13 protein-coding genes and 2 pseudogenes are annotated in these 12,755 nt (G+C 70.7%); 11 read left to right on the top strand and 4 right to left on the bottom strand.

Features of this window, described 5'->3' with window-relative positions; all coding sequences use genetic code 11:
- The first annotated feature begins 51 nt into the window (after positions 1-51).
- From QSK10_RS12085 to nhaA, 8 genes are all read left to right on the top strand, one after another.
- Positions 52-1,032 carry an ABC transporter ATP-binding protein gene (locus tag QSK10_RS12085; protein WP_285662749.1) on the top strand — a complete coding sequence of 327 codons (981 nt, stop codon included), beginning with the start codon at positions 52-54 and terminating at the stop codon, positions 1,030-1,032.
- Positions 1,029-1,820: an ABC transporter permease gene (locus tag QSK10_RS12080; RefSeq protein WP_285662748.1), complete on the top strand. Its 792-nt coding sequence runs from the start codon at positions 1,029-1,031 to the stop codon at positions 1,818-1,820. Before QSK10_RS12085 ends, QSK10_RS12080 begins: the two co-directional genes overlap by 4 nt.
- Positions 1,821-2,621: an ABC transporter permease gene (locus QSK10_RS12075; protein WP_285662747.1), complete on the top strand. Its 801-nt coding sequence runs from the start codon at positions 1,821-1,823 to the stop codon at positions 2,619-2,621.
- Between the two features lie 33 nt (positions 2,622-2,654).
- Positions 2,655-3,074 (top strand): SRPBCC domain-containing protein, encoded by a 420-nt coding sequence (locus tag QSK10_RS12070; RefSeq protein ID WP_285662746.1) that lies wholly within the window; start codon positions 2,655-2,657, stop codon positions 3,072-3,074.
- Between the two features lie 73 nt (positions 3,075-3,147).
- A complete protein-coding gene (locus QSK10_RS12065; RefSeq protein WP_285662745.1) occupies positions 3,148-3,597 on the top strand; it encodes a carboxymuconolactone decarboxylase family protein in 450 nt (149 codons plus the stop codon).
- Positions 3,598-3,934: 337 nt separating this feature from the next.
- Entirely contained in the window at positions 3,935-4,432 is a 498-nt protein-coding gene (locus QSK10_RS12060) for a hypothetical protein (protein ID WP_285662744.1), read from the top strand.
- Positions 4,429-4,734: a transcriptional regulator gene (locus QSK10_RS12055; RefSeq protein ID WP_285662743.1), complete on the top strand. Its 306-nt coding sequence runs from the start codon at positions 4,429-4,431 to the stop codon at positions 4,732-4,734. Before QSK10_RS12060 ends, QSK10_RS12055 begins: the two co-directional genes overlap by 4 nt.
- A gap of 205 nt (positions 4,735-4,939) precedes the next feature.
- Positions 4,940-6,208, top strand: coding sequence for a Na+/H+ antiporter NhaA (gene nhaA / locus QSK10_RS12050; RefSeq protein WP_285662742.1), 1,269 nt, complete (start codon positions 4,940-4,942; stop codon positions 6,206-6,208).
- Here nhaA and QSK10_RS12045 read toward each other — a convergent pair whose 3' ends face one another.
- Both QSK10_RS12045 and QSK10_RS12040 read right to left on the bottom strand, forming a co-directional pair.
- The gene (locus QSK10_RS12045; RefSeq protein ID WP_285662741.1) at positions 6,209-6,529 is read right to left on the bottom strand and encodes a DUF3467 domain-containing protein; all 321 of its coding nucleotides are present in this window, start codon (positions 6,527-6,529) and stop codon (positions 6,209-6,211) included.
- Between the two features lie 74 nt (positions 6,530-6,603).
- Positions 6,604-7,086 (bottom strand): GNAT family N-acetyltransferase, encoded by a 483-nt coding sequence (locus QSK10_RS12040; protein ID WP_285662740.1) that lies wholly within the window; start codon positions 7,084-7,086, stop codon positions 6,604-6,606.
- Between the two features lie 223 nt (positions 7,087-7,309).
- On the opposite strand from QSK10_RS12040, the pseudogene QSK10_RS12035 reads away from it, so the two are divergent.
- Positions 7,310-8,416, top strand: a pseudogene (locus QSK10_RS12035) (PP2C family protein-serine/threonine phosphatase); the annotation flags it as partial.
- 222 nt (positions 8,417-8,638) lie between these two features.
- Here the strand turns inward: QSK10_RS12035 and QSK10_RS12030 are convergent.
- The gene (locus tag QSK10_RS12030) at positions 8,639-8,782 is read right to left on the bottom strand and encodes a hypothetical protein (RefSeq protein ID WP_285662739.1); all 144 of its coding nucleotides are present in this window, start codon (positions 8,780-8,782) and stop codon (positions 8,639-8,641) included.
- Between the two features lie 214 nt (positions 8,783-8,996).
- Here QSK10_RS12030 and QSK10_RS12025 point away from each other — a divergent pair, with 214 nt between their 5' ends.
- Both QSK10_RS12025 and QSK10_RS12020 read left to right on the top strand, forming a co-directional pair.
- Complete coding sequence (locus tag QSK10_RS12025) at positions 8,997-10,838, top strand: acyl-CoA dehydrogenase (RefSeq protein WP_285662738.1); 1,842 nt, start codon at positions 8,997-8,999, stop codon at positions 10,836-10,838.
- Between the two features lie 970 nt (positions 10,839-11,808).
- Positions 11,809-11,871 (top strand): annotated as a pseudogene (locus QSK10_RS12020) (hypothetical protein); the annotation flags it as partial.
- Positions 11,872-11,984: 113 nt separating this feature from the next.
- Here QSK10_RS12020 and QSK10_RS12015 read toward each other — a convergent pair.
- Positions 11,985-12,743 (bottom strand): AraC family transcriptional regulator, encoded by a 759-nt coding sequence (locus QSK10_RS12015; protein ID WP_285662737.1) that lies wholly within the window; start codon positions 12,741-12,743, stop codon positions 11,985-11,987.
- Between the last annotated feature and the right edge of the window lie 12 nt (positions 12,744-12,755).

The following is a 12,755-nucleotide window of genomic DNA, read 5'->3' as shown; positions in this document are numbered from 1 at the left end:
AGCGCGGTTAATTGAATTGCGACCGGCGTCACGCGGGTGTTCCCTGACCCCGTGCCCCTCATCGAAGCGAAGGACTTGGTCAAGGAGTTCCGTCGGGTCCGGCCGAAGACCGGCGCGTTCTCCACCGTGCGCACCCTGTTCAGCCGCGACTTCGAGGTCACGCGCGCCGTCGACGGCGTCGGTTTCGCCGTCGAGGCCGGTGAGCTCGTGGGCTATCTGGGCCCCAACGGCGCCGGGAAGTCCACCACGATCAAGATGCTCACCGGGATCCTCACGCCCACCTCGGGGACCGTCGAGGTCGCCGGTGTGGTCCCGTGGCGGCAGCGCGAACGCAACGCGCGCAACATCGGGGTGGTCTTCGGGCAGCGCTCGCAGCTGTGGTGGGACCTGCCGCTGCGCGACTCGTTCCGGATGATCGGGCGGCTGTACCGGGTGGCCCCGGCGCGCTACGCGCAGAACCTGGACCGCTTCGTGGAGGTCCTGGGCCTGGCGTCCTTTCTGGACACTCCGGTGCGGCAGCTGTCGCTGGGGCAGCGGATGCGCGGGGACCTGGCCGCCGCGATGCTCTACGAGCCGCCGATCCTGTACCTGGACGAGCCGACCGTCGGTCTCGACGTGATCGCCAAGGAGCGCATCCGCGAGTTCGTCGCCGGTCTCAACGCCGAGCAGGGCACCACGGTCCTGCTGACCACCCACGACATGGACGACGTGGAGCGCCTGTGCCGCCGCCTGGTGCTCATCGACCACGGCCGGGTCCTCTACGACGGGCCGGTGGCGCCGCTCAAGGAGAAGTACGCCCCGCACCGGGAACTGGTGGTGCAGTTGGCCTCCCCGGCCGAGGTGGTCGTCCCGAACGCCGACGTGGTGCGTGCCGAGGAGGGCCGCGTGTGGCTGTCCTTCGACCCGCGCACGACCCCGGCGGCCTCGCTGATCGCGGAGGTCTCGGCGAAGTACGAGGTGACCGATCTGTCCCTTGTGGAGCCGGATCTGGAAGGCGTCATCCGCCGGATGTACCTGGAGCGTGAGGGATGAGCGCCTGGGCGCTGGAGCGCTGGTCCTTCGTGGACAACCGCATCCGGACCGTCTTCGCCTACCGGGTCGACATCCTGGCCTGGCTGGTCGGCATCGCGCTGCACCTGGTGCTGATGGTGACGCTGTGGCGCGCGGTCTACGCCGGGCGTCCCGTCGTGGACGGCGTCCCGCTCGCGGTGATGACCACCTACGCCTCGATCGCCGCGCTCCAGGCCCTGCTGAACAACGACGACACCGTCGACTGGCTCACCGAGCGCATCCGCGACGGCAAGGTCGGCGCCGACCTGGCCCGCCCGGTCGGGCTGCTCCAGCAGCAGGTGTGCGGGCAGGCCGCGCAGCTGGTGATGAAGGTGCCGATGATCGTGCTGGTGGGCCTGGTCGCGATGCTCGCCGTGGGCGTCTCGGCGCCCGCCGCGCCGGGCGCGTTCCTGCTGTCCACGGCCCTGGGCTGGGCGGTGAACTGCTGCCTGGGTCTGCTGCTGGCGGCCACCGCCTTCTGGACCCTGGAGACCGACGGGACGATGTTCCTGTACTTCGTGCTCTCCGGCCTGCTGTCCGGCGCGCTGGTGCCGCTGTGGGTCATGCCTTCCTGGCTGGGCGGGCTGCTGTCCTGGCTGCCGTGGCAGGCGGTGGTCTACACGCCGGTGTCCATCTACATCGGACGGCTGTCGGGATCGGCGATGTGGTCGGCGATCGGCGTCCAGGCCCTGTGGGCGGCCGTGCTGGCCGGGCTGGTCGTGCTGGTGTGGCGGCGCGCCGTCCACCGCGTCGTGGTCCAGGGAGGCTGAATGCTCTGGCAGCTGCGGGCCGGGCTGATCCTGCTCGGCGGCGCCTTCCGCGCCACCGCCCAGTACCGGGCCAACATCTTCTCGAACATGGCCGCCGGGGCGGCCTTCCAGACCGTCGGGCTGATCGGCCTGTGGGTCATCCTCAACCGCTTCGGCGAAGTCGCCGGCTGGACCATGAGCGACGTCGCCCTCATGTACGGCCTGCGGCTGACCGCGCACGCCGCCTGGGCGGTGCCGCTCAACCAGCTCATGGAGATCGAGCACCAGGTCCGCGAGGGCCTCATCGACCGCTACCTCGTGCGTCCCGTCAACCCGCTCGTGCAGCTGCTGACCGGCCGGGTGCGCCTCAACGTCTTCGGCGACCTGGCCGCCGGGCTGATCCTGCTGGCCGTGGCCGCCTCCCGCGCCGACGTGGACTGGACGCCCGCCCGGCTGGCGTTCCTCGTCCTGGCGATCCTGGGCGGCGGCATGATCGAGGGCGGCTTCCAGCTCGGCCTGGCCGCGATCTCCTTCCGCACCCTGGGCACCAGCGAGATGCGCTTCACCGTCGACACCATCTTCAACCTCTACGGCAACTACCCCGCGAAGATCTTCTCCGTGCCCGGCCAGATCGCCCTCAGCGTCCTGCCGGTGGCCTTCGTGGCCTACCTGCCGACGTGCGCGCTCCTCGGCCGCGACTCCGGGCTCCCACTGCCGGACTGGGCCGGGTACGCCGCGCCCGGCCTCGGGTTGCTGATCGCCACCGGGGGATACCTGTTCTGGCGCTCGCAGCTGCGCAACTACCAGGGCGCCGGTTCCTGACTTTCTGACACAGCCCGCTGCGAGCATCACGGCATGGACATCGTCAACCGCCTGAGCCTGCGCTGCTCGCCCACGCGGGCCTTCTACTCCTACGCCGACCTCGGCGCGTGGTGGCCCGCGCGCTACTCCGCCGACCCCGCCACGCTGGAGTCCGTCGTCCTCGAACCCCGCGTCGGCGGCGCGGTCACCAGCACCCACACCGACGGCCTCGCCTACACCTGGGGCGAGGTCGTCACGTGGGACCCGCCGTCCACGCTCGCCCACACCTCCACCCTCGCCCAGGACCCCGGCACGCCCACCGTCGTCCGCGTCCGCTTCACCCCCGAGGGCGAGGGCACCCTCGTCGAGCACTTCCACGAGGGCTGGCGCGAGGGCAACCTCGCCGACCGGCCCAAGTTCGGCGACTGGCCCCTCATCCTGCGCGCCTACCGGGAACACGCCGAGTCGGCGTGACCCCGCCCACAACGGTCACATCCACCCGTCCACGGCCGTCAAGGAGGTGTCGCAACGAGAGAGGACCACCGAGATGTCCCGCATCACGCACCCCGCCTTCGGCCTGCCCGACGTCATGAAGGGCCTCCAGGCCATCGGCAAGGCCGTCACCGACGCCGGCGTCGACCCCAAGCTCGCCGAGCTGGTCAGCCTGCGCGCCTCCCAGATCAACGGCTGCGGCGCCTGCGTCGACCTGCACCCCAAGATCGCCCTCAAGCTCGGCGAGACCCCCGAGCGCCTCTTCGCCGTCGCCGCCTGGCGCGAGTCCCCGCTGTTCACCGGCGCCGAGCGCGCCGCGCTCGCCCTCGGCGAGGAGCTGACCCGCATCGCCGACCGCCCCGAGGGCGTCACCGACGCGGTCTGGGACGAGGCCGCGAAGCACTTCGACGAGAAGCAGCTCCAGGGACTGGTCACCTCGATCGCGGCGATCAACGTGTGGAACCGCATGAACGTGGCGGTGCGGCAGATGGCCGGGAGCTTCTAGCCCGCCGCCGCCCGGGGACGGCCGCCGAAGGGGCCGACGGCCGTCCCACCCCGGCTCATCCGGCCGCTCGCCGCCTTCGCGGCCCGGTGGCCGCGGCACTTCGCGTGCCGGAGGCGTCATCCGATCCAGGCGTGACGGTGGTCGCGGAGCGGCTTCCCACCGGGATCGAGGCCGTCCGGCGCATGCCCGCGCGACTGTGGCCCGGCTCTCATCGGGACGCGTCCCCGCAGCTCACCGCGCTTGCCGAGCGGTGTCGCACGGCCCCGGACACCCTCGAATTTCCTTTCCGGAAACTCGACACTTGCCAACCCGGAAACTCTGCCTTAGAGTTTCCATCATGGAAACCAACGCCCCTTCGGCCCGCCCCACTCCCGAGCAGGCCCGGGCCGCGCTCGCCGAGGCCGCCCAGATCCGCACCTCCGTCACCGCCGTGGCGGCCACGCCCTGGCCGGTCTGGTTCACCGTGGTCATCACCGCGATGTTCGTGATCCTGCCGATCGCCATCGGCGGCGTCCTGGCCGAACCGGAGTGGCTGATGTCGAAGGGCGTCTGGCTGGGCGTGCTACTGGCCTCCGAGACCACCTTCTGCGCGCTGCTGGCGGTGGCCAGCAAGAGCTGGCAGGCCAAGACCGGCGTGGCGCTGCGCTGGAACGTCCTGCCCAAGGCCGTCACGATCCCCGGGTTCCTCGGCCTGGCCGCCGTCCTCATCGGATCCGGCTACGTCTTCCGCTACACCGGCCAGCCGATCTGGCTGTTCGTGGCCTCGGGCATCGGCGCCGCCGCCTCCATCGCCTCCCACATCGTCTTCACGCGCCTCCACCGGAAGTCGGCATGAGCACCGTCGAGACCGACCCCATGGACGGGTTCAACGCCACCATCCACGCCCCCAACCGGCTGCGCATCTGCGCCCTGCTCGACACCGCCGCCGAAGCCGAGTTCGCGATGATCCAGGAACAGCTCGGGGTCTCCGCCTCGGTCCTCAGCAAGCACGTGACGGTGCTGATGGAGGCCGGATACGTCGAACAGCGCAAGGCGGTCCGCGAGACCAGGCAGCGCGTCTGGCTGTCGCTGACCAAGGAGGGCCGGGCGGCCTACCACGCCCACCACGAGGCCCTCAAGGCCATCGTCGGCCTCTAGGGACACCACGGAACACCCGGGCACGGCCCGCCGCGACACCGCGGCGGGCCGCCTCGCTGTCCGCGATTCGCCTGCGCCGCATGATCACCCGGCACGACAATGTCGACGTGCATATAGGGTGGTGTCAACGGCGCGTCAACACGCGTGTCCGGGGAGTGCCGGGAAGTCTGGTCGGCGGCCAACCACCGACCCCTCGGAGCCCCTCATGACCGCCCCGCAGCGCGGCGGCCTCCTCGGCCTGCTGCCCCTCCCCGAACGCAACGCCGTCACCCGCGCCCTGCGCACCGAAACCGTCGGCGGCATCGTCCTGCTCATCGCCGCCGTCCTCGCCCTCGTCTGGGCGAACTCCCCATGGGGCGACGGTTACGCGTCCGTCCGCGACTTCCACCTCGGCTTCGGCGCCTTCGACCTGTCCATCGGGCACTGGGCCTCCGACGGGCTGCTCACCCTCTTCTTCCTCGTCGCCGGCATCGAACTCAAACGCGAACTCGTCGTCGGCGAACTGCGCCGCCCCGCCGCCGCGGCCGTCCCCGTCGTCGCCGCCGTCTGCGGCATCGCCCTCCCCGCGCTGATCTTCACCGTCGTCGCCGGGACCCAGGGTGGCGATTTGAGCGGCTGGGCCGTCCCCATCGCCACCGACATCGCCTTCGCGCTGGCCGTCCTCGCCGTCATCGGCACGCACCTGCCCGCCGCCGTCCGCGCGTTCCTGCTCACCCTCGCCGTCGTCGACGACCTGTGCGCCATCCTCGTCATCGCGATCTTCTACACCGCGAGCCTGGACCTGCTCGCGCTCGCCGGAGCCGTCGCCGGGCTCGTCGTGTTCTGGCTGCTCCAGCGCTTCCGGGTGCGCGGCTGGTACCTCTACATCCCGCTCGGGCTGGTCATCTGGGGACTGATGCTCACCTCCGGCGTCCACGCCACCGTCGCCGGTGTCGCGATGGGCCTGCTGCTGCGCGCACGCCCCAACCCCGGGGAGGAGGAATCGCCCGGCGAGCAGGTCGAGCACGCCGTCCGCCCGCTGTCGGCCGGCGTCGCCGTCCCCCTCTTCGCGCTGTTCTCGGCCGGGGTGAGCGTGTCCGGGACCGCCCTCGCCGGGGTCTTCACCGAACCCGAACCGCTCGGCGTGGTCCTCGGGCTCGTCGTCGGCAAGACCATCGGCATCTTCGCCGGGACCTACCTCGTCGCCCGCTTCACCCGCCTGAGCCTCAACCCCGACCTCGCCTGGCGCGACGTGTTCTCCATCGCCGTCCTGGCCGGGATCGGCTTCACCGTGTCGCTGCTGATCACCGAACTGGCCTTCACCGACCCCGCCCTCACCGAGAGCGTCAAGGCCGCCGTCCTGATCGGCTCGCTCATCGCCGCGCTGCTGGCCACCGTCCTGCTCAAACGCCGCAACCGCCACTACTCGCGGCTGTGCGAGGAGGAAGAGGCCGACGAGGACGGCGACGGCGTCCCCGACGTCTACCAGCGCTAGCTACTCCCGAGAGGCCTTCCCGGTCTCCGACTCCCACGCGCTCAGCTGCCGCTCCAGGGCCTTCATGATCTCGAAGACCTGCGACGGCGGGATCTTCACCCGCGCCACCACCTTCGCCGGGGTGTTCAGGAACCGCTCACCGGTGTTCGGGTCCTCCGCCGGCTGCGGCGGCCGCGTGGTGGTGGCGAAATCGAGGGTGAAGGACTCCGCGTCGTGCCAGATGGCCACGAAGTTCGCGTACACGCCCGCCTCCAGATCGGCGGGCATGTCGAGGGAGATCCGGCGATCCGGGATGGCTTCGTGGGCGGCATGGTCGCTCATTCGGGCGAGGCTACCGCCATTCGGGGACGGACGGGGACGGACACGCGTCACCCGCGCACCACCGCCCCCACCCCTCAGTTGCTCTCCTGAAGCTCCCGCCCCAGCTCACGACCGAAGTGCCGGGCGTTCTTCTCACCCGCGTACAACCCGAACGGCGTCACCGGCGCGTACCCCAGCGACGTGTACAGCGCGATCGCCTCCGGCTGGTGGATCCCCGTCTCCAGGATCATCCGCGCCCGGCCCTGCCGCCGCGCCGACTCCTCCAGGATCGACACCATCCGCCGCGCCAGCCCCAGCCCCCGCGCCGACGGACGCACGTACAGCCGCTTCATCTCCGCGTCCGCCGCCCCGTGCCCGCGCCACGCGCCCGTCGCCACCGGCGCCCCATCGGCGTAGGCCACGAAAAAGGCCCCACGCGGAGCCTCGAAGTCCGAAGCCGCCAGGACGGTCTCGTCCGGGCCGCCGTAACGGACGACATACTCGGCCTGCACCTCGGCGATCAGCAGCTGGGCGGCCTCGCCGTCATAGGGTTCGAGACGGAATTCGACTGCGGTCATGCCCGAAACACTGACACGCCTCCGACCGGACCGCCAAGGGGTTCTCCGACCATCATCCGCACAGCTCACGCATCATCCGTACGGACTGGCCTTTAGGCCCGAAGCGGCGACCGGAAAGGGGTGCCCATGAGCCCCGGCGCCCGTCATGCTGAACAGCGACGATCATGATTGTCCGCATATGGGCGCCCCCGGGCGGCCCGCCAGACCGAAAGCTCATCCCGTGATGGCCCGAGCCAGCCGTGCCGCTCGCACCCGCGCCGCCTGGACCCGCCCCGACGCGCGGGCCGGCATCGGCGCGGCCATCGTGCTGCTCGCCCTCATCGCAGCCGTGGAACTCGCCGACGGCGCCGAACCGCGAGTCGTCGGGCTCCTCGCCACGCCCCCGTTCGTGGCCGCCGCCTTCGCCGGCTGGCGCTCGGTGGGCCTCATCGGCCTCGGCTGCACCCTCTTCGGCGTCGGCGTCACCTCCTTCGGCGCCAACAACGTCGCCCTCGGCGAGGCCACCGACATCGCCGCCATCGTCGTCGCCACCGGCATCGCCATGGCCACCGCGGTGGCGCGCCAGCGCCAGCTCGACCGGATGAACACCCTCTCCCGGCTCGCCTCGGTCGCCCAGGAGGCGGTCCTGAGACCCCTCGGACCGCAGATCGGCCACCTCAACCTGGCCGCGCGCTACGTCTCGGCGTCCACCGCCGCCGACATCGGCGGCGACCTCTACGAGGTCCTCGACACCCCCTACGGCGCCCGCATGATCATCGGGGACGTGCGCGGCAACGGCCTCGACGCCGTCCGCCTCGCCTCCACCGTCCTGGGCTCCTACCGGCACGTCGCCTTCGAACGCGCCGACCTGCGCGCCATCGTCGCCGACCTCGACCGGGCCGTGGCGCGCTCGGTCGGCGACGAGGACTTCGTGACCGCCGCCCTCCTCGAAGAGCGCGGCGGCTCCCTCACCATCGTCAACTGCGGCCACCCGCCGCCCATGCTGCTGCGCGACGGACGCGTCCAGCTCCTCGAACCACCCTCGGCCGCCCCGCCCCTGGGGTTCATGCCCGTGGTCTCGCTGCGCTCGCACCGGCTCGAACCCGGTGACCGCCTGCTCCTCTACACCGACGGCCTGACCGAGGCCCGCCGCGCCGGGGAGTTCTTCCCCATCGCCGAACGCGCCTGGGGCCTGCTCGGGCACGGCTCCGTGGTGGACGGCCTGCGCTCGCTGGAGTCGGCGCTGCGCGAATGGGTCGGCGGCCCCCTGGACGACGACATCGCGCTGGTCCTGGTCGAGTACACCGGCCCCCGCGCCGGAGCCGAGGAGGCCACCCCGAGCTGGGCGGTCGCCGAGCGGGGCCGCGGCTCGGACGGCTCCATGGCGGTGGGCCCGGGCGACATCCCCACGCCGCCCGGGCCCAATTCCCCCGCCGTTCCCCCTGCTGCGGGCCCCTCGTCCCTCTCGGGTCGATAGGGCCCCGCCGGGCATTCCGTCTTCTTCGTGCCCTCTCGGGTCGATAACGGTCAGCCCGGACTCGCCGGACCTTCCCCAGTCCGACGTTCGGCGCGCCTACTCCGTGGACAACAGGTCGTCCATCGGCACGTAGGGCGTGCCGGACAGTTCTCGCCGCGCCTCCACGGCGGCCGCGCGGTGGCGGCCCGTGTAGCCAAAACGGGAGGCGAGCTTCGCGATTAACGTGCGCAGGTCCGCCATGTCTCTCTCCGTCCCGGGTGGTCCGCCCCCCAAGGGCCATGGGGTGCGCGGTTCACCGAATAGAACGAACCCTTCACTTTTCGGTGACGTCGCTCGATGAGTCGGTTACCCGACACGCTTAACCCGGTCACTCGGCAGTGTTGGCACGTCCGGTGCTTGCCGATGGTTACTCGCGGGTAATATCCTGGGTCTACTGACGAGTAGGAGGCCGAGGATGTCCCACTACAAGAGCAATCTCCGAGACATCGAGTTCAACCTGTTCGAGGTCTTCGGCGCCCATGAGCTGATGGGCCGAGACCTGTACGCCGACGTCGACGCGGAGACCGCCCGGGACATCCTGCGCGAGGTCGAGCGCATGGCCCGCGAGGACCTCGCCGAGAGCTTCGCCGACGGCGACCGCAATCCGCCGGTCTTCGACCCGGCGACCAACTCCGTGGCCATGCCCGAGGCGTTCCGCAAGGCCTACGAGACCCTCATGGCCGGCGAGTACTGGCGCCTGGACGTACCCCCGGAGCTGGGCGGAACCTGGGCGCCGCGCGCCCTGTGGTGGTCGCTGGCCGAGCTGGTCCTCGGCGCGAACCCGGCCGCATGGATCTACGCGTGCGGCCCGTCCTTCGCCCACACCCTCCACCACGAGGGCACCGCCGAGCAGAAGGAATGGGCGAAGCTGTTCGCCGACAAGAAGTGGGGCGCCACCATGGTCCTCACCGAGCCCGACGCGGGCTCCGACGTCGGCGCCGGCCGCACCAAGGCCTACCTCCAGCCGGACGGCTCGTGGCACCTTGAGGGCGTCAAGCGCTTCATCACCTCCGGTGAGCACGACCTGACCGAGAACATCGTCCACTACGTCCTCGCCCGCCCCGTGGGCGTCGAGGGCGCCGGCGGCGCCGGCACCAAGGGCCTCTCGCTGTTCGTGGTCCCGAAGTTCCACTTCGACCCCGCCACCGGCGAGCTCGGCGAGCGCAACGGCGTCTACGCCACCAACATCGAGCACAAGATGGGCCTGAAGGTCTCCACGACCGCCGAGCTCACCTTCGGTGAGGATCGCCCCGCCAAGGGTTGGCTGATGGGCGAGAAGCACGAGGGCATCCGGCAGATGTTCCTCATCATCGAGTACGCCCGCATGATGGTCGGCACGAAAGCCATCGCGACCCTCTCGACGGGCTACCTGAACGCCCTGGAGTACGCCAAGCAGCGCGTGCAGGGCGCCGACATGCTGACGCCGTCCAAGGACGCCCCCCGCGTGTCGATCATGAAGCACCCCGACGTCCGCCGCTCGCTGCTGATGCAGAAGTCCTACGCCGAAGGCCTCCGCGCCCTCACGACCTACACGGCCGTCTGGCAGGACCGCCTCCGCATGGCCGAAGCCGCGGGAGACGCCGAGACGGCCAAGGAAGCCCAGCGCGTCAACGACCTGCTGCTGCCGATCGTGAAGGGCTGCGGCTCGGAGCGCGCCTACGAGCTCCTGAGCTCGGAGTCCCTGCAGATCTTCGGCGGCTCCGGCTTCCTGCAGGACTACCCGCTGGAGCAGTACGTCCGCGACTCCAAGATCGACACCCTCTACGAGGGCACCACCGCGATCCAGTCCCTGGACTTCCTGTTCCGCAAGATCGTCAAGGACCAGGGCTTCGCCCTCATGAAGGTCGCCGGCGAGATCCAGACGTTCCTGACCGACGCAGAAGGACACGAAGACCTCACCCAGGTCCGCGCCTCCATCGGCAAGGGCCTGGAGACCGTGCAGGGCATGCTCGGTGTCCTCGGCGGCTACCTCGGCGCCTCGCAGGGCGAAGAGCCCAAGGCGCTCTACAAGGTCGGCCTCCACTCCCGCCGCCTCCTCCTGGCAGTGGGCGACCTGATGGTGTCGTGGCTCCTGGCCCGCCAGGCCGAAGTGGCCCTCAAGGCCATCGCCGACGGCCGCGACGAACCGTTCTACCGCGGCAAGGTCGCCACCGCGAAGTTCTTCGCGGCGGAAGTCCTGCCAAGGCTGGTCGCGGACAAGAAGATCATGGAAGCCGCGACCTACACGGCGATGGACCTCCCCGAGGACGAGTTCTAGGAAGAGCGGGAAGAGCCAGACGAGCAAGAAGAGCAAGAAGAGCAAGAGAAGAGACTTCGCTTCAGGGCGTAGAGACGAACACCCGCCCCGGTCGGTGGACACCGGGGCGGGTGTTCTGCATCCAAGAGACGGCGAAAGACGAAGACAAGACAAGACAAGAGCCGGGCGCGACGTGCACCTGAAGTGCAGCAAGCGCGAGACGAAGGCAAGAGCCGGGCCACCCACGCGGCGATGGGTGAAGCCCGCCCGAGACGAGAACCGGGGACGATGTGTCAAGCCGGGTGCGATGCGCAGCAGGGTAGGGCTCTTGACCTGACCCGCAGCCTGCAAACCTGCCCGTCACGACAGACCAGGCCCCGCACAACCTTTCCCGAAGAGAGCTGGATCTTTCGGCGTGCGGCCTGACGGGTGTTTGGAACGAGGGTTCTGGGGGTGTCAAGACACGCTCTACCGTCTTGACACCCCCGGGTTCCTCGTTCACCGTCGCCGAGGCCGAACGACGGGAGATCCGCGGCCGGCAACCGACACGACCACAGAGGGATGGAAGGGCCGGGCCAAGACGGAGAGGCGGGAGAAGGCCGGTGCGGCCTGGGCTGGTGCGGGCCGGGGTGGTGCGGGCCGGGGTGGTGCGGCCCGGGGTGGTGCGGGCCCCCAAAACCCAAAAACCCACCCCCACTCCCCACATGGGTAACCCCGAACCCACCAACCCACCCACCCGAAAGCCCCCACCATGCCCACCCCACCCCACCCCAAAACCTCACCGGCAAAACCGCCCTCATCCCCGCCGGAGCCCGAGGTCAAGCCCGCACCCACCCCCTAACCCTCGCCCGCGAACGCGCCAACATCGTCATCACCGACCTGCCAGCGCAAGCACCACCACCCCCTCCGACCCAGCCGAAACCAAAGCAATGACCGAATCCACCGGCCGCCCCTCCTCACCCTGGAAGCCGACGTCCGCGACCCTGCCCAAATGCGCGCCGCCGCCGCCCGAGCCGTCGCCGAGTTCGGCCGCATCGACATCCTCGTCGCCAACGCCGGCATCGCTTCCCACGGCTCGGTCGTCGGCATGGGCGAAAGCCAGTGGCACGACCTCACCGGCGCCTTCCACACCTTCCGCGCGAGGGCGGTGGTCGGCGACGAGCGGACTCACTCCCCCCGCCGCACCCCCCGCGGCGATGCCCCCAGCTCGCGGCGGCACACCTTGTTGAACGACTGGAGGTCGCCGACGCCGACCGCTTCGGCGACCGCCGGTATCGGCAGGGTCGATTCGCGCAGCAGGTGCCGGGCGCGGGCCATGCGCCGCCGCCGGACGTAGCCGACGACGGTGTCGCCGGTCTCCGCACGGAAGAGGCGGGTGAGGTGGTTGTGGCTGACGCCGACGGCGCGGGCGATCTCGGGGACGGCGAGGGGTTCGGCGAGGCGGGATTCGATGTGCGCCATCGCCGCCGACAGGGCGGGGTGGCGGTGGTCGGGACGCGCGGAGAGCGCGGCGACGCGGTGCAGCGCGGCCCACACCTCGGCGCGGGCGCGGGCGGGGTCCTCGGGGAACGCGGTGATCGCCGAGGACAGCAGGCTGGTCAGCACGGGCGCGTCGGCGCCGGCGTCCTGCATGACGGGGACCTGGACGCGGCGCCCGGAGCGGCCGGGACGAAAATGGACGTAAAGGTGCTCCGAGGGTCCCTTGTAGATGTACTGGGAGGTCGCTCCGGCGGGGATGAGGCTGACGCGGCCGGGTTCGATGGCGTGGCGTTCGCCGTCGACGGTGAGGTCGGCGCGGTAGCGGTAGAGGTGCAGCTGCCACAGCTCGGGCAGCCGGAAGCGGTCCACGCGCCGCCCGCCGGTGCCGTGGAGGCCGACGCCGAGGTTGACCAGGGTGACCGGGGCGTCCAGAGCCAGCTCGACCATGGTGAAAATCTA

This window comes from Actinorhabdospora filicis, assembly GCF_030269765.1.
Classification (GTDB): Bacteria; Actinomycetota; Actinomycetes; order Mycobacteriales; family Micromonosporaceae; genus Actinorhabdospora; species Actinorhabdospora filicis.
The sequence above is the reverse complement of the archived record's forward strand: the minus strand, read 5'-3'. Positions and strand labels throughout refer to the sequence as shown.